The sequence below is a fragment of the Magnetospira thiophila genome, from assembly GCF_054657015.1.
Map to the genome: position 1 here is coordinate 553,802 of NZ_BAAHXF010000002.1, position 18,241 is coordinate 572,042.

Sequence of the window (18,241 nt, forward strand, 5' to 3'; positions counted from 1 at the left end):
AAAATTTCTCTGTTCTGACTGGGGGCGCGTCATGGATATGTCGATCCTCCTCTGGGCTTTTGCCTGGGGGATTCTCAGTGCCGCTTCCTTGCCGCTCGGGACACTGACGACCTGGTTCTGGTCGCCCCAGGACCGTGCCGTTGCGGTGCTCATGGCTTTTGGCGGCGGGGCTCTGCTGGCGGCCCTGACCATTGATCTGGTCGGTTCCTCCCTGGATCATGGACATGTCTGGCCCCTCACCATCGGCTGCCTGCTTGGCGGAATTTTGTTTTTTCTGCTCAATCAGACGATCAATAACCATGGTGGTTTTTTGCGCAAATCCTCGACGATGATCCGATATCTCGGACGTCAGCGGCGGAAAAAGGTGGAAAAGCTGCTTACCCACCTGGAAAGTCTGGATATTTTTCGCGACTTGCCGACAAGCGTCATCGAGGAACTGGCCTGTGCGGCGCGCCCGCGCGAAATGACGCCGGGTATTTCTCTGTTTTATCAGGGCGAGCCTGCCGATTCCTTTTATGTCATCGAAACGGGCGAAGTGGATCTGATCGACAACCGGCATGGGCACCGGTTCGTGCGCCGCCAAGGCCCCGCCTCCGCCCTTGGGCACCCTTCCCTGTTGACCGGCATGCCCCGCGCCCTGAGTGCCATCGCGGCAACGGATGGCCGGGTCTGGCGCATTCCGAAACGCGCCCTTGACCGATGCCTATTGGGATCCCGCGACATGTCAGAGGTTCTGGCGCGCTTTATCCGGGGCGACGTCATCTCAGGCTATCTGATTCGGGAACATGATTTGGAGGCCTCTCAGGTCGCGCACTGGCAGGAACAGGCCACGGCCGCCGTTCTGGAGGCCAAGGTCCTGACTTCCGTCTCCCAGGCCGAGGTGCAGGACAGTGGTTTCTCTCAGGTGGCGGGTCATATCGGCCGATTCCCCATTTTCGCCCGATTGGAGGGGGCCGAACTGAAGGCGGTTGCGGAACGGCTTATCCTGTCCCACCATCGCCCCGGAGACACTCTGTTCCTGAAGGGAGAACCCGCCGACCGGTTTCTGATCGTCGAATATGGCGAAGTCACCCTGGTCGATCCGACGAACACGACCCAGCCGCAAACCCAGGTTCATGACCTGGAAGCCTTCGGCGGCCTGTCGTTCCTTACCGGGGCACGTCATTCGGTGACTGCGGTGGTCACGGCAGAAACCGCCGTCTGGTCGCTGGAGCGGGAGGATTTCGAGCAATTGCTGGGCGAAGTCCCACAGTTGGACAGGCAGGTGCGCGAGGTTCTCGAAAGCCGCATGACCAGCGATTATCTGGAAAACCGTCTGCGCATCGAACATCAAAAAGCCGCCAAATGGATTCGCCACGCCACCCGCAATCTGGCCGAGGGACGGTTGATCCCCTCGGCCCGGGATCTGGCCCGTGAAGTCGGCCAACACAAGGGGGCTCCGTTGGCCATCTGGTTGGGCATTCTGCTCGACGGCATTCCCGAATCCCTGGTCATCGGGGCCGGACAAACTCATTCCCATGTGAGCCTGTCGTTGATCATCGGACTGTTTCTCTCCAACTATCCCGAGGCGCTTTCAAGCTCCGTCGGCATGCGCCAACAGGGATGGTCCTTCCGGCGCGTGTTGTTCATGTGGACGACGCTAATGATTCTGACCGGGATCGGGGCCGCGCTCGGGTCGCTGTTTTTTGTCGGCGCCGCCCCCTGGTCCCATGCCCTGGTGCGAGGGTTGGCCGCCGGTGCCATGCTGACTATGATCGCCGAAACCATGCTGCCCGAAGCCTACCTGAAAGGCGGTTCGCTGGTCGGCCTCTCGACACTGGCGGGGTTCCTGACCGCCATTGTTTCCACGTCCCTGGGGTAAGCCCACCCCACCATCCATGGAGTCGTTTATGAGTGAGCAAACCAACCGCCTGCTGGAAATCATGGCCCGGCTGCGCAATCCCGACGGCGGCTGTCCCTGGGACCTGGAGCAGGATTTCGCCACCATCGCGCCGCATACCATTGAGGAAGCCTACGAGGTCGCCGACGCCATCGAGCGCCGGGACATGCCGCATTTGCGCGACGAACTGGGCGATCTGTTGTTCCAGGTGGTCTATCATGCCCAGATGGCCAAGGAATCCGGGCATTTCGATTATGAGGACGTGGCCCGGGCCATTTCCGACAAAATGGTGCGGCGGCACCCCCATGTATTCGGCTCGGCGGAGATTGCCACCGCCTCTGAACAGACTGTGTCTTGGGAATCCATCAAAGCTCAGGAGCGGCAACAAAAGGCCGCCGAAGCGGGCGCGTTCCATAGTGTGCTGGACGATGTGACGCCCGGCCTGCCCGCCCTCACCCGTGCCTTGAAACTACAAAAGCGGGTGGTCCGGGTCGGTTTCGATTGGCATACCCACAAGGACGTGCTGAACAAGATCCGCGAGGAAATCGAGGAACTGGACGCCGAGCTGGAGCATGGCGATCCGGCCCGCCTGGAAGACGAACTGGGCGATATCCTGTTTGTCATGGTCAATCTGGCGCGCCGCCTGGAGGTCGATCCAGAAAGCGCGCTCCGCCATGCCAACAACAAATTCGTCGGGCGGTTCCAAGGGGTTGAGCGCGAATTGGCGGCCCTCGGGAAAACGCCAGAGCAATCCAACCTGGAAGAAATGGACGCCCTGTGGAACAAGGTCAAGGCGCGCGAAAAAGCCGCCTCAGCGTAACAGCCGAATCAATGCCGAGGTGTCCAAGCGCCCGCCGCCCTGGGCCTGAATTTCGGCATAGAATTGATCGACCAGGGCGGTGACCGGCAGCCGCGCTTTATTGTGGCGCGCTTCGGCCATGCAGATCCCCAGATCCTTGCGCAATAGATCGACGGCAAATCCGAAATCGAATTTGTCGTCGAGCATGGTATGGGCGCGATTGTCCATCTGCCAGGACTGGGACGCACCTTTGGAGATAACCTCGACCACCTTATCGCCGTCGAGTCCCGCTTTCTGGGCGAAATTCAGTGCTTCTGATAGGGCTTGCAGCAGCCCGGCCTGGCAAATCTGATTGACCATCTTGGTCAACTGCCCCGATCCCACCGGCCCCATCAGGGTCACCGCCCGGGCGTAGGCGGAAAGGATATCATCCACGCGGGAAAAGGCCGCCGCATCGCCGCCGACCATGATGGACAGGGTGCCGTTCTCGGCCCCGATCTGGCCGCCGGACACCGGCGCATCGAGAAAGGCCACGTTCTTTGCGGCAGCAGCGGCGGCGATTTCCCGCGCCACGTCCGCCGAGGCCGTCGTATGGTCGACCAACACGGCCCCCGCGTCCATTCCGGCCAGCACGCCGTCCTCCCCATAAACCACGTCGCGCAGGTCATCGTCGTTGCCGACACAGAGGCAGACCACTTCGGAATCCATGACCGCCTCGCGCGGAGTCAACGCCATGTCGCCGTCGTATTCGGCAATCCATTTCTCAGCCTTGGCGGTGGTGCGATTGAACACCGTGACCTCATGACCGGCCAGGGAAAGGTGTCCGGCCATGGGATAGCCCATGATACCCAGTCCGATGAAGGTGGCGTTAACTTTGCTCATGTTCGAGGGACTCCATTGAAAATGCAGGGCGAAGTTTAGCCGTCACCCAGGAGAGCGGAAAGGGTTTTCCAGGTGTCTTGATCCGGGGCCAGAATCAATTGTCCGCTCAGCGGGCCATCGGGCCGATAGGCGGCTCCGTCGCTTCCCTGGCCATCGAACCCGCCCGCCTCGCGATGAATCAGCACCCCAGCCGCATGATCCCAGGGTTTCAGGCGGTCGAAACTGGAGATGTGCAGATGCCCCTCAGCCAGAGCCATATATTCACAGCCGGCACAGAACATCCGAGGGACAACGCGCGGCAGTCCCGAGCGTCCCTGCTCCGCCAAGGTCTTGATCCTGCGTCCCTGGGTGCGATTGAGCGCCGCCCTCAGGCCTTCCATGGAGGACAAGGGAGCGAGGCGGAGCGGACGCTGATCGCACCAGGCCCCCTGCCCCTTGAGCGCCCAAATGGTCCGTCCATCCAGGGGGCTGTGAATCCATCCGGCCAGAATATCCCCGCCCCGACACAGGGCGACGATCATTGCAAAATTTGGACGCCCCTGGGCAAAATTATTGGTCCCATCCACCGGGTCCAACACCCAGACCGGACGATCTTCACGCAGTTGGGTGAGCAGGTCGGGGTCCTTGGAGGTGGCTTCCTCGCCGACCACCCCGGAGCCGGGAAGCAAAGCGGTCAAATGGGCCGAAAGCGCCTTTTCCGAGGCCAAATCCGCCGTTGTACAGAGGTCCTGCGGCCCGGATTTGCTCCAAATGTCCAATTTGGACAGGTTTTGGAACCTTGGCCGCACTTCCTGGGCGGCAACTTGGTTAATAATTTGTAAAACTTTGGCGGGGTCAGGTGACATTTTTTGGCCTTTAATCGGCATACAGGTCGCGGTCGCGGGCGTAGGCTTCCACGAACAGCTCCAACAAACGGGAGGCCTCGTCGTTGAAGTCGGCCTGCTGGCGCAGCGCCTGGGTGATGAAGCAGGCAAAGGCCACGGCTTCCCCCTTGCCCTTCAGGTGATGGATCTCGGCCAGGTCTTCGAGGCTATCATGAACCAGCTTCCGCGACATCACATTGAGCTGACGTTTCACGAAGCGATTCTTGTCCCGCCATTTGCGCTGTCCCAGGGTGGTGGCCATGGATTTTCTCCGCATATCTACTAGTAGATACTTTGCGCCCCCCTCCCCGATAGATCAAGGACAGATTTCCTTCTAGCGATCCCAGGCCAAGGCCACCCCGACACCAATGAAGATACTGCCGGTGATCCGGTCGATCCACAGCCGCGCGCGATCATAAAAAATGGCGACTCGATCCTGGGCGAACAAAATGGCCATGCCGCCGTACCAGCTTATGGAGATGCACAGGATGGCGGCGATGCTGGAAACCTGTAGCCACAAGGGCGGCGTCAAGGGCATCAGCGAGGCATACAGACTGGTGAAAAACACCGCTGTTTTGGGATTGCTGAGATTGGTCAATAGACCCACGCGATAGGCGGCGAGACAGGACGCGGGAAGACCCGGATGACGGCTCAACCGGTGCAGCGAGCCGATCCCCCTGGACAATATCAGGCGGACCCCCAGATAGATCAAATACAGGGAGCCGAGCAGCTTGAGGATGAGATAGAGCCAGCCGACCTGGGCAAACAGGAGGGCCAATCCAAAGGCACTGGCCGTGGCCCAGAGCAGGGTGCCGGTGGCCAATCCCCCGACCACCCATAGCCCATGACGGCGCGACCGGGACAAGGTGAAATGCACCGTGGTCAGCAGATTGGGGCCGGGGGTAATGACCGCCGCCAGCCAAATCCCCGACAGGGCCAACAGGGCGTGGATTTCATTCATCAACCCCGCGCTCCCGCCCGGGCCACAAGATCCGGAACCGCCCGATATTTTCTGAGCTTAGACGAACCCTGACCCGGGTTTCCTGTTCATCATCCTGCCTTGAGATCACTTCGCCATGTTCATGCAGCCAGGCCATCAATCGGCCTTCATTGGGGGCCAGCGAGACGTCCAGGGTTTCCCATTCAGCGGACAGACGGGTATCGAATATCCGTAACAGGGCGTCGCAGCCCTCCCCTGTGCGGGCCGACAATGCGACCGACAGAGAATCGGGGCGGACCGCGCGGGCGGAAACTGCGGCCCAAGCTTCCGCGGAGAGCAGGTCGATCTTGTTGAGCGCCTCGATGGTCCCCTGCTCGGCCATCACATCCAGCCCCATTTCGATTTTCAGCACGCCGAGCACGTCCTGCTTCTGGGCTTCCGTATCCGGGTGGGCGATGTCCCGCACATGAACCAGCAGGTCGGCTTCGCGAACCTCTTCCAGAGTGGCATGGAAGGCATTGACCAGTTCATGGGGCAGGTCGGAGACGAAGCCCACGGTGTCGGAGAGTATCACCCGCCGTCCCGACGGCAACCGAATGCCGCGCATGGTCGGATCGAGGGTGGCGAACAACTGGTCGCGGGCGTCCACATCGGAGGCGGTCAAGCGATTGAACAGGGTGGATTTTCCGGCGTTGGTATAACCGACCAGGGCGATCACCGGATAGGGCACCCGCTGGCGGGCCTGACGATGCAGCAAACGGGTTCGCCGGACGTCTTCCAGATCCCGTTTGAGGCGGACGATTTTTTCGTCGATCAAACGGCGGTCGGCCTCGATCTGGGTTTCGCCCGGGCCGCCGACAAACCCCAGTCCGCCGCGCTGCCGTTCCAGGTGGGTCCAGGACCGCACCAGCCGGGAGCGGGCATAAGTCAAAGCGGCAAGTTCCACTTGCAGGACGCCTTCCTTGGTCCGCGCCCGCTCGCCGAAGATCTCCAGGATCAGCCCGGTGCGGTCGATCACCTTGCAGGACCAGGCTTTTTCCAGGTTGCGTTGTTGCACCGGCGACAGGGCGGCGTCCACCACCACCACATCCACATCATTGTCGGTGATGATCTGACCCAACCGCTCCACCGCTCCGCCGCCCAGCAGAGTGGCCGGTTTGACCCGCGCGAGATTGAAGGATTCCGAGTGAATCACCGTCAGATGGACAGCCTCGGCCAGACCGACGGCTTCCTCCAGACGCGACTGTGGGTCCCGCGCGCCGTCCTTACGGTGCATCGCCGGATGAATGACCAGGCAGTTGGAACTCACGTCTTGCCCGTCCCCACGACGACCGGACGTGAAAGCGGACTCAAGATGCCTCGTCGGCCTTGTCGTCGCCGGCACCCTCGAACAGTTGAATCGGCGTTGACGGCATAACGGTCGAAATGGCGTGCTTGTAGACCAACTGAGTGTGCCCGTCCCGCCGCAACAGGACCGAGAAATTGTCGAACCAAGTCACGATTCCCTGCAACTTGACCCCGTTAACGAGAAAGATCGTAACGGGTGTTTTATTCTTGCGGATAAAGTTCAGAAAAACGTCCTGAACATTTTGGCCTTTTTCCGATGGCATGGCTTTGCGCCCCCGATCAATTCTTTGTTGTGGGCATCCCAAAAAAGATGCCGGTGAACCGCCTTGCGGCAGGTCTCCCAATGCGTGAGTCGCCCCGCGCTTCCCACAAACATAGGAGGCCTGCCAAATTCAAACGCATTCAGCGACGTTCGTCCAGTGAATATCTACAGCTTCCCAAAGTAATTCCGCATCCGAAACATGCAGGGCCGGTGGGCAACCTGGGAACTCCCTGTCTGCCGGGGGATCGGGACGCAGCAGGACCGGCAGGCAACCGGACTGGTGAGCACAAAGCAGATCCACATCCGTATCACCAACAAACCAGACCTCAGGACCGGCGCTCACCCCGGAACCTTGCAGAGCCATATGCACCGGATCGGCGGCCGGTTTGTCCCGCGCCGCATCCTTGGCCCCCACCAGATGACCGAAAAGCGCCTGCCATCCCAGGTGGGCGACTTCCTGGCGCAGAAAATCGCCGGTCTTGTTGCTCACCACCCCCAGGTAAAGTCCGCGCCCAACCAGCCGTTGCAGCATTTCCTGAACACCGTCGATGGGTTTCAGCAAATCCAGATGAATGGCCTGAAAGCGGTCGTAGAAAATCCGCTCGGCATCCTTCCAGGCGTCGCCGAACAACTCCGGAAAGGCTTCGCGCATGGAACGCCGCACCCGCTGGCGGGTCTCCGCCATCGTCCAAGGATCATGCCCCATGGCGGTCAGGGTATGATTGGTGGCGTCGTGAATGACGTCCCAGGTCTGGACCAGCGTGTTATCCCAATCGAACAGCAAGGCCCGCGGCGGGCGAATCGCCGGGGGATTACGATGCGCCACCGAAAACCTCCACATAGCGTTCCAGCAGCCGCCGGGTCAGCGGACCCGGCTGTCCATCGCTGACCGCCGCGTCGTCAACGCGCACCACCGGTCGCACCCAATTGGTGCTGCTGGTCAGAAAGGCTTCACGGGCCTTGCGGCATTCTTCCACCGAAAAGGCCCGCTCCTCGAACGGAATCCCCAACTCCCGGGCCACGTCGAGCACGCCAAGGCGGGTAATTCCGTTAAGAATATTCAGGTTGGCATGGCGGGTCACCAGCACCCCATCACCGGTGACGATCCAGGCGTTGGATGCGGTGCCCTCGGTAATCATGCCCGCGTCATCGACCAGCCAGGCGTCGAAGGCTCCGGCGTTCAGGGCTTCCTGTTTGGCCAGCACGTTGGGCAGCAGGCCGATGCTCTTGATGTCGCAGCGGGCCCAGCGCAGGTCCGGGGTCAAGCGGATGGCCACGCCCCGTCCGGCCGCATGGGGATCGAACGGCTTGGTTCGCTTGGTGGTCAGCACCAGCGAGGGACGCGGGGCGGGCGATGGAAAGGCATGATCGCGCGGCGCCACTCCACGGGTAATCTGCATGTAGACAAAACCGTGGCGCAGTCCATTGCGGCGAATCAGGGTGGTGACGATGAATTCCAAAGCCCGCTGGGACATGGGCCAGCTCAGGGACAGGGCGCTCAGGGAATGGTCCAGTCGCCGGTAATGGCGCGCGGCTTCCACCTGACGCCCATCCTGGACCGCAATGACCTCGTACACGCCGTCGGCGAACTGATAGCCCCGGTCCTCGATATGAACGGTCGCCAAGCCGTGCGGCAGGTAGGACCCGTTGACGTAGGCCAGTCGGGGCATGGCCGAAACTCCTAAAAGAATTCGAGAGAAACGGAAAACATCTTTTCCACCTTGCGGATCGCATCGGCGGCGGCGAACAGCACCACCCGGTCCTTGGGCTGCACGATGGTGGTGCCTCGTGGCATGATCACCTCGCCCTTGCGGACAATGGCCCCCAGCAGGACGTTTTTCGGCAGTTTGCAATCCTCAAGCGGAATGCCGACCAGACTGGTGGTTTCCAGAGCCTCGGCCTCGATCAGTTCGCCGAAGCCTTCGCGCAGGGAATGCACCGAATGAATGCGGCCCCGGCGCACATGTTGCAGGATGCTCGACACGGTGATGGTGCGCGGACTGACCACCACATCAATCCCCAAGGTGGTCATCAATGGCTCGAACTTGCCCTCATTGATCAGGGTGACCGTCCGTTGCGCTCCGTGGCGCTTGGCCAGCAATGACGCCAGGATGTTGGTTTCGTCGTCGTTGGTCACCGCCACCACGGTTTCGCAACCGCCCACATTGGCCTCTTCGAGGATCACCGGATCGAGCACATTGCCATTGATGACTACGGTGCTTTCCAGTCTACCGGCGATCTCCTGCGCCCGTTCATTGTTTTCTTCGACGATCTTGGCATGCACCCAGGGATATTCGGCCTCAATCCGTTCGGCCAGATAGAAGCCGATATTGCCGCCCCCCAGAATGATCAGGCGACGGGCTTCGGTTTCCTCGTGACCAAAGGCGGTCAGGGCCCGTTGGACATGTTCGCTATCGACGATGAAATAAGCTTCGTCCCCGGCCAGCATCTGTTCGTCACGTCGCGGGACGAAAGGCTTGCCGTCGCGCACCAGACCGATGATGACGATGTTCAATTCCGGAAACAGCACCGCCAGTTGGCGCAACGGCGTATGCAGCAAAGGGCAATCCTCATCGCACCGCACCCCCAACAATTGAACCTTGCCGTCGACCAGGGGAATCATCTCGAAAGCCCCCGGAACTCGCAACCGCCGGGTGACCGCCTTGGCCACCTCGACTTCCGGCGAGATGATCACGTCGATGGGCAGATTGTCGCGTGAAAACAGGTTGGCCCAGATGGGATCAAGATAAGACTGGTGGCGAATTCGGGCGATTTTGGTTGGTACGTTGAACAACGAATGGGCCACCTGGCAGGCGATCATGTTGATTTCGTCCGTGTAGGTCACGGCGATGACCATATCGGAGTCTGCCGCCCCGGCCTTTTCCATCACATCCGGATAGGAGGCATGGCCGACCACGCCTTGAACGTCCAGGCTGTCGGTCAGGCGACGAATCAATTCCGGCGACTGGTCGATCACCGTAATGTCGTTGTTTTCCAGCGCCAGATAGCGGGCGATATTGGCTCCCACCTGTCCGGCACCGCAAATAATCACTTTCACCGCCCGATCCTTTGCTTCATTTGGGCTCCGCCTTGCGGCCCTTTTCGTCCCCTTGAACGCCCAGGGACTTCAGCTTGCGGTGCAGGGCCGAACGTTCCATGCCGACAAAACTGGCCGTCCTGGAAATATTGCCGCCGAAGCGATCCACCTGGATCATCAGGTATTGCCGTTCGAACAGTTCCCGCGCCTCGCGCAGCGGCAGAGCCATGATCTCGCCGCTCTTGTCCCACCCCAGGGCGGCACTGTTCGAGGACCCCAGTTCCCCCGGCAGACTATCGGCATGGATCAGATCCCCGGCACCGCCCGGGGCCATGATCAGCAGCCGTTCGACGATGTTGCGCAGTTCCCGGACATTGCCCGGCCAGTCATAGGCCTGCAACGCGGCCAGGGCATCGTCGCCGAAAACACGGGGCGGTTGTCCGGTGGCCTCGGCGGCCCGGCGCATGAACTGCTGGGCCAACAGGGGAATGTCCTCGCGGCGCTTGTTGAGGGCGGGCATGACAATCGGCACTACACTCAAGCGATAGAACAGATCCTCGCGGAAGTGACCGGCGGCGATCTCCTCGTTCAGGTCGCGGGTCGAGGAGGCCACCACCCGCACATCCACTTCGATCCGCGCCGACCCGCCGACCCGCTGGAATTTCTGTTCCTGCAAGATTCGAACGATTTTGCCCTGTGTTTCCAGGGGCATATCCGCCACTTCATCGAGCAGCAAGGTGCCGGAATCGGCCCGTTCGAAAGTCCCGTGCTGAATGACGCCCCCGTCCTCGGTGCCGAACAGCACGGCCTCCACTCGGTCGGGGTCCATGGTGGCGCAATTGACCACCACGAACGGGCCATCGACCCGGCGCGACAGGGTGTGCAGCAACCGTGCCGCCACTTCCTTGCCCGACCCGGCGGGGCCGGTGATCAGCACTCGGCTGTTGGTGGGGGCCACCTTCTCGATGGATTGGCGCACCTGCGACAACGCCGGAGACTTGCCCAGAAGCTCGGTCTCCGGTCCAGCGCGCAGCCGCAACTCGGCATTTTCCTCGCGCAGCCGGGCGGCTTCCATGGCCCGCTGAATGACCAGCAGCATGCGATCGGCCTGGAAGGGCTTTTCAATGAAGTCGTAAGCCCCTTCGCGGATGGCCTCCACGGCGGTTTCGATGGTCCCGTGGCCGCTCATCATGACCACCGGCACATGGGGATTCTGGGCCTTGATTTCCTTCAGGATGCCGAGGCCGTCCAGGACGCTGCCCTGGAGCCAGATATCGAGCAGCACCAATCCGGGAATACGGGACTGTACCTCGGCCAGAGCGGACGTGGAATCAGCGGCTTCACGGGTATGAAAGCCCTCATCTTCCAGGACACCGGCGGTCAGCATCCGGATATCGGCTTCATCATCGACAATGAGAATATCAAGGGCCATCGGTGGTCAACCTTAATGCTACCTGCATGGGGTCTCTGGAGTCGCCCTCCCCTGCCCCGTCCCGTAGCCTATCGCCCGAGGGCGGAAAAACCAAGGATGCCCGTGTGCCGCCTTCGGGAAGATCTGCGAGAGCAAACTCACCGCCATGATCTTCCATGATTTTTCGGACAATAGCCAGCCCCAGGCCGGTGCCCTTGGGCCGTGAGGTCACATAGGGCTCGGTCAGCCTGTCCCGATACTCGGGTGGCAGGCCGGGACCGTTATCCTCGACTGTCAACTGTGGACCCCGCCCTGGCTCTTCCGGAGTCTCCGGTGTCAGGGTGACCAGGATTCGGGGCGCACGTCCTTCGATGGGATTTTCGGTCAGCGCCTCGGCGGCATTTTTCAACAAGTTGGTCAGCGCCTGACGGATCTGGTGCGGATCGCAGCGCACCTCGCTGCGCGTCTCGGGAAGCGCAAGCTCGAACCGGACCGACTCGCTGCGCGACCGCTCCATGAACACCGTCTGGCTGACCAACTCACCCAGGTTCTCCGCCTTCATGGTCGGTTCGGGCATGCGGGCAAAGGAGGAAAATTCATCGACCATGCGACCGATATCCTTGACCTGCCGCACGATGGTGTCGGTGCACAGGGTAAAGGTTTCGGCGTCGGAGCTGATCTGCTTCAGATATTTGCGCTTCAACCGTTCGGCGGACAACTGGATGGGGGTCAGCGGATTCTTGATTTCATGAGCGATGCGCCGGGCCACGTCGGCCCAGGCCGCCTGTCGCTGGGCATTTTGCAGGTCGGTGATATCGTCGAACGTCACCACATAGCCGAGGATGGTTGAGCCAAGGGTCTCCGCCGCCATGCGGACCAGAAACACCCGCTGCCGCCCATTGGCGACCACCTTGATCTGTCCTTGGCGCAAGCGTTCTGGACGTTGTTTCACCTCGTCGCACAGCTCCGCCATTTCGGGCACCAACTCCGACAATTGGAAGCCCAGCGCCCGGTCCAGGTCCTGGGCCAGCAACTGCGCGGCGGACCGGTTGGAAAGGCTGATCCGACCCGCAGAATCCAGGCCGATGACTCCGGCCGAAACCCCGGCCAGCACCGTTTCGGTGAATCGCCGTCGTTCATCCAGCTCGTGATTGGCTTCCATCAGCCCCCGTTGCTGATTTTCCAGTTGCAGGGCCATGCGATTGAACACCCGCCCCAGGGTGCCGATTTCGTCGGCGCTGCTACTGGCGTCGGCGCGGGCCGTCAAATCCCCATGCCGAATGCGTTCCGAGGCGGCGATCAGCCCGGCGATGGGCTGCACCAATGACGAGGCCAATGTCAGTCCCACCCGGATGGAGGCCAGAAGCAGCAGCAGGGCCAGCACGATGAACACCAGAATGAAGGTGATCTGCATGCTCTCCCGGCGCTTTTCCACCTCCTTGTAATCCTTGTAGGCTCCCTCCGTGCGCTCGATATGGGTCATCACCTCCTGATCGACGAAGCGCCCGACCAGCAGATAGGTATCGACGAAACGCTCCAGAGCGACCATGGCTCGAACCCGGTCATCGCTATCCGTGTCCAATATCACCACATGCCCCAGGTCGGCCTGACGCAAGGAATCGCGTGGGATGCTTTCCAGGGACAGACTGAGGCTCAAGGAGGTGCGGGCCAAGACATTACCGGCCCCATCAATGACGATTCCTTCGGCCAGATTGCGTAACATGGCCTGGGTTTCCAGATAACGGCTGAATCGAGCCGTCTTGCCGGCCAGTTTAGGCGCTTCCCGATTGATGTCATTGGCCATGGCCAGGATCTCGGCGCGGATGGTCTTTTGGTGTTCCTCCAGATAGGCCCGGGCCACCGAACGGGAATTGTCAACCACCGTTCCCACCCGTTCCCCGAACCAGGCCTGAATGCCAAAATTGAGAAATATTGCCGTGAAAACGGCCACCAGGATGGCTGGCAATACCGCTACCAGGGAAAACATCATGACCAGTCGCACATGCAGGCGTGAACCTGCCCGTCCGCGCCGTCGCGCCACCCACATGCGGGTCAGGGGCCGCGCCACCACGCCGCCCAGCAACAACAACAAGATCACGTCCAGATAGAGCAGCCCGATGACCATCCCGGGATCGGGACCATAGAGCGACCCGAATCCCGACATGGTGGCAAAGGTGGTCAGCCCGGAGGCCACCGACGCCACCACCAGGGCGAGGGTGAGTTTACGACTGAGCCGGGTCCGTCGGGTCCAGGCCAGAGTACGCCGCCATCTGCGCTGCCATTTCATGATCCACCCCGGACGACCGGAATATCCAGCAGCTTGATTTTCTTGCGCAACGTATTGCGGTTGAGGCCGAGCACATGAGCCGCCTTGATCTGATTGCCCCGCGTCGCTTCGAGGGTCAGCTGGATCAACGGGCGTTCCAGTTCCTTGAGCACCCGCTCGTAGAGTCCCGGATTGGGCAATTCTCCCCCATGCGCCGCGAAGTACCCCTTGAGATGGCGCTCCACCGATTGGGACAGCCCCTCCGACTCCTCATCGACGACCTCGGCGGGCAGCGGGGAGGTGCTCGACAATTCCGCCTCGATCACGTCCAGCCCAATGGTTTCCTGGGAATAGAGCGCGGCCAGCCGTCGAACCAGATTTTCCAGTTCGCGGACATTGCCCGGCCAACGATGCACGGACAGGCGTTCCATGGCCGGGCCGTTAATGACTTTGGTCGGCAGGCCCTCGCGGGCCACCTGGGAGAGAAAATGGCGTACCAGCTCGGGAATATCCTCGCTCCGTTCACGCAGCGGCGGCAACCGAATGGGGACCACGTTGAGACGGTAGTAGAGATCCTCGCGAAACTGCCCCTGGGCGATCATCACATTGAGGTCCCGGTGAGTGGCGGCGACAATCCGCACATTGGCCCGGATCGGGGTGCGGCCGCCGACAGTAGTATACTCCCCCTCCTGCAGGACCCGCAGCAGCCGGGTCTGGGTCTCCAGGGGCATGTCGCCAATTTCATCGAGAAACAGGGTACCGCCCTCGGCCTGTTCGAAGCGCCCCATGCCGCGCGCCGTGGCCCCGGTGAAGGCCCCTTTCTCGTGACCGAACAATTCGCTTTCGATCAAGTCGCGGGGAATGGCCGCCATATTGATGGCGACGAACGGACCATCCCGGCGCGGCCCCATTTCGTGCAGCGCCCGGGCCACCAGTTCCTTTCCGGTGCCGGATTCACCGGCAATCATCACCGTCAAATCGGTGTTCATCAGCCGCGCCAGGGTGCGGTAGATGTTCTGCATGGCCGCCGACCGTCCGATCAGCGGCAGTTTTTCCTCGTCCTCGTCCACCGCTGGATTTGGCGCCGCCTCGCTCTCGACAGACGCTTCGAGCGCCCTCTTAACAACAGCTATGATCTCTTTGAGATCAAATGGTTTTGGCAAGTATTCGAAGGCCCCCCTTTGGGTCGCCTTGACGGCGGTCAGTAGGGTGTTCTGGGCACTCATGCAGATGATCCGCAAATTGGGCCGGATCTGCCGCATGCGGGGAATCAGATCAAGGCCGTTGCCGTCCGGCATGACCACATCGGTAATCACCAGATTGCCCTCGCCGTCGCTCACCCAACGCCACAAAGTGGTGGCGTTGCCGGTGGTGCGCACGTCGTATCCGACCCGACTGAGTGCCTGATGCAGGACGGTCCGGATGGCGGCATCGTCATCGGCGATCAAGATGGTGGGGGGAGCGCTCATATCCGCTTTCCTTTACCGAGAGACAAGGTCTTGCTGCGATCCTCGCCGGACACCATGGGCAGCATGATGCGAAACAGGCTGCGGCCCGGACGGCTTTCGAACTGGATCGCCCCGCCGTGGTCGTCGATGATCTTCGCCACCAAGGCCAACCCCAGGCCGGTTCCCTTGGGCTTGGACGTCACGAAAGCCTCGAACAGATGGGCCTGGATATGCTCCGGAATGCCCGGGCCGTTATCCTTGATGCTGACCGTCAGGGGCAGGTGCACCCGTTCGGAGCGCCCCGGCATGGATAGGCGGACCCCATGGCGATAGGCCGTGGTCAGGGTGATTTCCCCGCCCTCCTCCGGTACCGCCTCGGCGGCATTCTTGACCAGATTCATCAACGCCTGGACGAGACTGTCGAAATGGCCGAACACCGGCGGCAGGGACGGATCGTAGCGTTCGATGAAGGTGACCTTCTGACCAAAGCCCGTGCGCGCCACATGATGGACCCGCTCAAGCACCTCATGGATATTGATAATTCCCCGTTCCAGGTTGGGATTCTCGCTGAACACATCCATGCGATCAACCAGATTGACGATGCGGTCCGTTTCGTCGCAGATCAGGCGGGTCAGTTTGCGCTGCTCCGGCTCCACATCCAGTTCCAGCAACTGCGCCGCGCCGCGAATGCCAGATAGCGGGTTCTTCACCTCATGGGCCAGCAGCGAGGCCATGCCGGTCACCGAACGGACTGCGCTGCGATGTTGCGCCAGACGGCGGTCCAGTTGATCGGCCATGGAGCGTTCATGCATGGTCAGGATGACCTGACCGGGACGGTCATGATGTGGGACCGCGTGGATGTCCACCAAATGGCGACCGATGCGGGGGGATTCCAGGGTGACCGCATATTCCGAAACCCGGGTGCTGCCAGCCTGCACCTGCGCGATGGCCTGGTAGAGCGGACTGTCCTCGGGAATATAGTGGCGCAACGGTTGATGCAGAATATGGTCGATGCCGGTGGCGAAAAATATCTCGCCCGCGTTATTCAGATAGCAGATCCTGTTCTGCCGGTTGAGAATGAGAACCGTAGAGGCCAGGGCGTTGAGAATGGACTCCGCCGACCCCGGATCATCGTTCTGGGTCGGCATCAGGCGGCCATCCGGCTCGTGTGAGCCTTGTAGAAATCGTCGATCAGCCGTCGCACCGTCGCCGCGTCGGGGGTCGCCATGACCGCGCCTCGGAATTCCGCCGAATCAATCATCCCCTTGCTGTACCAGCCGATGTGTTTGCGCGCCACGCGCACCCCGGCCCTTTCCCCATAATACGCAATCATGGCATCGAGGTGATCGAGCAGGGTTTCCCTCTGAACCTCGATGGAGGGCGCGGGCAGATGCTGGCCGGTGGCCAGATAATGCGCCACCTGGGACGGAAACCAGGGCCGACCGTAACAACCGCGCCCGATCATCACCCCGTCCACCCCGGCCACCCGACGCATTTCCGCCGCGTCTTCCTCGGTTATGATGTCGCCGTTGCCAATGACCGGTATGGACACCGCCTGCTTGACCTGGGCGATATAGGTCCAGTCGGCCTGACCGGAGTAGAACTGATTGCGGGTCCGGCCATGCACGGTGATCGCTTGGACGCCGCAGGCCTCGGCCTTGCGGGCCAGACTGACGCCGTTGCGGTGTTCGGCGTCCCACCCGGTACGCATCTTCAGGGTGACCGGGATCTCCACCGCCGCCACCACCGCATCGAGAATCCGTTGCGCCAGATCCTCGTCGCGCATCAAGGCGGCCCCGGCGTCGCCCTTGACCACCTTCTTCACCGGACAGCCCATGTTGATATCTATGATATAGGCCCCCCGGTCGGCATTCATGCGCGCCGCCTCGGCCATGACTTGAGGGTCCCGGCCCGCCAGTTGGACGGTGATCGGCTGTTCCTCATCGCCCAGGGTGGCAATGCGCAGGGTCTTTTGATTGGCCCGGATCATCGCCTCGCTGGCAATCATCTCCGAGACCACCAGCCCCGCTCCGAAGCGCTTGACCAGACGCCGAAACGGCAAATCCGTCACCCCCGACATGGGGGCCAGAATCACCGGGCTCTCCAACACCACTTTACCGATGCTCAGGGCCATGGGGCCACGATCCTTGCTTGAGTAATTGTTATGCATAAAGGATATTTTTGCCTGCATAATAGGCAAAACGTCGGGAAGGTCAACCCAACAGCACGTCGCTGACGAACTTCACGCCGGGATATCCCAGGGACAGCAACAGGTAGGCGACCAGGACCAGGCGCGCCGCCACCCGCCCCCGCACCCCGGACTGAAACTGCGCGAACAGCAGGCCGGCAATGACCAGAAAGGCGGTGATCGACAACAGGGATTTATGATCAAGGCTGAAGTAGGTGCCGCTGCTGCCGTACAGGGTGGCAACGCCGGTCATCAGGCCGAGGGCCAGGACCAGTTCTCCGGCCAGCAGCAGTTTGACCTGGAGGGATTCGCAATCGGCCACCGACGGCAAATGCCGGGTCAGGGCATTGGGGCGTTTGCGTTTCAGGGCCTGGGCTTGCAGCATGGCCCCGAAGGCGGCGATGGCGGCCAGGGTCACCAGGGCATAGGTCAACACCGACACAACAATATGCACCTCGACCCAGCGCAACGGCGCGTCGCCGGTCAAGGGCCGCGCCGCCAAACCGATCCAGACGGTGGCAATGAGAGCCAGAAAGATCAGATAGGGCACCAGCAGCAGCCGCAACTTCCAGATCTCATCCATGAAAATGGCGAGAAATCCATAGACCCACAAGGAGGCGCAAACGGTCACCCAAAGGGTGGTCGAGAGGTCGCCTGTCCAGTTGCCGGACAGATGCACCGCGACCCAAGCCGTGGTGCCGGTCAGGGCGACCAACAGCCCGCCCCACAAGACGGCAAGACTGGTGGTTTTTTCGCCGCGCCCGAGCAGGCCGAGTGGCAACAACGACAAAATGGCGGCGATGGCGATCGTCAGATTATGACTCATGGACCAGTAATACTTTGCGACTATGGTGATATGGGTGAGATACGCCCTTGCGCGGGGCTTGGCAAGGGAGATAGCTTTTGCCGTTGGTATGAA

General features: G+C 61.3%; 17 protein-coding genes. 2 read left to right on the forward strand and 15 right to left on the reverse strand.

The annotated features are described in order from the left end of the window. The first annotated feature begins 31 nt into the window (after positions 1–31). Both ACYQ1P_RS12275 and mazG read left to right on the forward strand, forming a co-directional pair. Positions 32–1,861, forward strand: coding sequence for a cyclic nucleotide-binding domain-containing protein (locus tag ACYQ1P_RS12275; RefSeq protein ID WP_460020638.1), 1,830 nt, complete (start codon positions 32–34; stop codon positions 1,859–1,861). 28 nt (positions 1,862–1,889) lie between these two features. Next, positions 1,890–2,699, forward strand: coding sequence for a nucleoside triphosphate pyrophosphohydrolase (gene mazG / locus ACYQ1P_RS12280; RefSeq protein WP_460020639.1), 810 nt, complete (start codon positions 1,890–1,892; stop codon positions 2,697–2,699). Here mazG and ACYQ1P_RS12285 read toward each other — a convergent pair. The 15 genes from ACYQ1P_RS12285 to ACYQ1P_RS12355 form a co-directional block, all read right to left on the reverse strand. Beyond that, positions 2,691–3,560 carry an NAD(P)-dependent oxidoreductase gene (locus ACYQ1P_RS12285; protein WP_460020640.1) on the reverse strand — a complete coding sequence of 290 codons (870 nt, stop codon included), beginning with the start codon at positions 3,558–3,560 and terminating at the stop codon, positions 2,691–2,693. The genes mazG and ACYQ1P_RS12285 overlap by 9 nt on opposite strands. 35 nt (positions 3,561–3,595) lie before the next feature. Then, on the reverse strand, positions 3,596–4,426 hold the full coding sequence (locus tag ACYQ1P_RS12290; protein ID WP_460020641.1) for an inositol monophosphatase family protein: 831 nt from the start codon (positions 4,424–4,426) through the stop codon (positions 3,596–3,598). Next, positions 4,416–4,685 (reverse strand): hypothetical protein, encoded by a 270-nt coding sequence (locus ACYQ1P_RS12295; protein ID WP_460020642.1) that lies wholly within the window; start codon positions 4,683–4,685, stop codon positions 4,416–4,418. Before ACYQ1P_RS12295 ends, ACYQ1P_RS12290 begins: the two co-directional genes overlap by 11 nt. Positions 4,686–4,757: 72 nt before the next feature. Beyond that, a complete protein-coding gene (locus ACYQ1P_RS12300) occupies positions 4,758–5,384 on the reverse strand; it encodes a LysE family translocator (protein WP_460020643.1) in 627 nt (208 codons plus the stop codon). After that, on the reverse strand, positions 5,377–6,639 hold the full coding sequence (gene hflX, locus ACYQ1P_RS12305) for a GTPase HflX (protein ID WP_460021645.1): 1,263 nt from the start codon (positions 6,637–6,639) through the stop codon (positions 5,377–5,379). The genes ACYQ1P_RS12300 and hflX overlap by 8 nt, the downstream gene beginning before the upstream one ends. 73 nt (positions 6,640–6,712) lie before the next feature. Continuing rightward, on the reverse strand, positions 6,713–6,973 hold the full coding sequence (gene hfq / locus ACYQ1P_RS12310; protein ID WP_460021646.1) for an RNA chaperone Hfq: 261 nt from the start codon (positions 6,971–6,973) through the stop codon (positions 6,713–6,715). A 129-nt stretch (positions 6,974–7,102) separates the two neighbouring features. Next, positions 7,103–7,798 (reverse strand): HAD family hydrolase, encoded by a 696-nt coding sequence (locus tag ACYQ1P_RS12315; RefSeq protein WP_460020644.1) that lies wholly within the window; start codon positions 7,796–7,798, stop codon positions 7,103–7,105. Next, positions 7,785–8,642, reverse strand: a complete 858-nt coding sequence (locus ACYQ1P_RS12320) for a D-amino-acid transaminase (RefSeq protein ID WP_460020645.1) — start codon at positions 8,640–8,642, stop codon at positions 7,785–7,787. Before ACYQ1P_RS12320 ends, ACYQ1P_RS12315 begins: the two co-directional genes overlap by 14 nt. Positions 8,643–8,653: 11 nt before the next feature. After that, positions 8,654–10,030, reverse strand: a complete 1,377-nt coding sequence (gene trkA / locus ACYQ1P_RS12325) for a Trk system potassium transporter TrkA (protein WP_460020646.1) — start codon at positions 10,028–10,030, stop codon at positions 8,654–8,656. A gap of 16 nt (positions 10,031–10,046) precedes the next feature. Further along, positions 10,047–11,441, reverse strand: coding sequence for a nitrogen assimilation response regulator NtrX (gene ntrX, locus ACYQ1P_RS12330; RefSeq protein WP_460020647.1), 1,395 nt, complete (start codon positions 11,439–11,441; stop codon positions 10,047–10,049). Next, a complete protein-coding gene (locus ACYQ1P_RS12335) occupies positions 11,431–13,707 on the reverse strand; it encodes a sensor histidine kinase NtrY-like (protein ID WP_460020648.1) in 2,277 nt (758 codons plus the stop codon). Before ACYQ1P_RS12335 ends, ntrX begins: the two co-directional genes overlap by 11 nt. After that, positions 13,704–15,155 carry a nitrogen regulation protein NR(I) gene (gene ntrC / locus ACYQ1P_RS12340; protein ID WP_460020649.1) on the reverse strand — a complete coding sequence of 484 codons (1,452 nt, stop codon included), beginning with the start codon at positions 15,153–15,155 and terminating at the stop codon, positions 13,704–13,706. The genes ACYQ1P_RS12335 and ntrC overlap by 4 nt, the downstream gene beginning before the upstream one ends. After that, complete coding sequence (locus tag ACYQ1P_RS12345) at positions 15,152–16,282, reverse strand: two-component system sensor histidine kinase NtrB (RefSeq protein ID WP_460020650.1); 1,131 nt, start codon at positions 16,280–16,282, stop codon at positions 15,152–15,154. The genes ntrC and ACYQ1P_RS12345 overlap by 4 nt, the downstream gene beginning before the upstream one ends. Then, on the reverse strand, positions 16,282–17,268 hold the full coding sequence (gene dusB, locus ACYQ1P_RS12350; RefSeq protein WP_460020651.1) for a tRNA dihydrouridine synthase DusB: 987 nt from the start codon (positions 17,266–17,268) through the stop codon (positions 16,282–16,284). Before dusB ends, ACYQ1P_RS12345 begins: the two co-directional genes overlap by 1 nt. Before the next feature lie 79 nt (positions 17,269–17,347). Beyond that, entirely contained in the window at positions 17,348–18,148 is an 801-nt protein-coding gene (locus ACYQ1P_RS12355; protein ID WP_460020652.1) for a cytochrome C assembly family protein, read from the reverse strand. Positions 18,149–18,241 lie beyond the last annotated feature (93 nt).

What these genes read in the sequence shown, in the direction of transcription:
- ACYQ1P_RS12295 (WP_460020642.1), bottom strand. Translation starts at nt 4,685, where the DNA reads ATGGCCACCACCCTGGGACAGCGCAAATGGCGGGACAAGAATCGCTTC.
- ACYQ1P_RS12300 (WP_460020643.1), bottom strand. Translation starts at nt 5,384, where the DNA reads ATGAATGAAATCCACGCCCTGTTGGCCCTGTCGGGGATTTGGCTGGCG.
- ACYQ1P_RS12275 (WP_460020638.1), top strand. Translation starts at nt 32, where the DNA reads ATGGATATGTCGATCCTCCTCTGGGCTTTTGCCTGGGGGATTCTCAGT.
- mazG (WP_460020639.1), top strand. Translation starts at nt 1,890, where the DNA reads ATGAGTGAGCAAACCAACCGCCTGCTGGAAATCATGGCCCGGCTGCGC.
- ACYQ1P_RS12290 (WP_460020641.1), bottom strand. Translation starts at nt 4,426, where the DNA reads ATGCCGATTAAAGGCCAAAAAATGTCACCTGACCCCGCCAAAGTTTTA.
- hfq (WP_460021646.1), bottom strand. Translation starts at nt 6,973, where the DNA reads ATGCCATCGGAAAAAGGCCAAAATGTTCAGGACGTTTTTCTGAACTTT.
- ntrX (WP_460020647.1), bottom strand. Translation starts at nt 11,441, where the DNA reads ATGGCCCTTGATATTCTCATTGTCGATGATGAAGCCGATATCCGGATG.
- hflX (WP_460021645.1), bottom strand. Translation starts at nt 6,639, where the DNA reads ATGCACCGTAAGGACGGCGCGCGGGACCCACAGTCGCGTCTGGAGGAA.
- ntrC (WP_460020649.1), bottom strand. Translation starts at nt 15,155, where the DNA reads ATGAGCGCTCCCCCCACCATCTTGATCGCCGATGACGATGCCGCCATC.
- dusB (WP_460020651.1), bottom strand. Translation starts at nt 17,268, where the DNA reads ATGGCCCTGAGCATCGGTAAAGTGGTGTTGGAGAGCCCGGTGATTCTG.
- ACYQ1P_RS12285 (WP_460020640.1), bottom strand. Translation starts at nt 3,560, where the DNA reads ATGAGCAAAGTTAACGCCACCTTCATCGGACTGGGTATCATGGGCTAT.
- ACYQ1P_RS12355 (WP_460020652.1), bottom strand. Translation starts at nt 18,148, where the DNA reads ATGAGTCATAATCTGACGATCGCCATCGCCGCCATTTTGTCGTTGTTG.
- ACYQ1P_RS12345 (WP_460020650.1), bottom strand. Translation starts at nt 16,282, where the DNA reads ATGCCGACCCAGAACGATGATCCGGGGTCGGCGGAGTCCATTCTCAAC.
- ACYQ1P_RS12320 (WP_460020645.1), bottom strand. Translation starts at nt 8,642, where the DNA reads ATGCCCCGACTGGCCTACGTCAACGGGTCCTACCTGCCGCACGGCTTG.
- ACYQ1P_RS12335 (WP_460020648.1), bottom strand. Translation starts at nt 13,707, where the DNA reads ATGAAATGGCAGCGCAGATGGCGGCGTACTCTGGCCTGGACCCGACGG.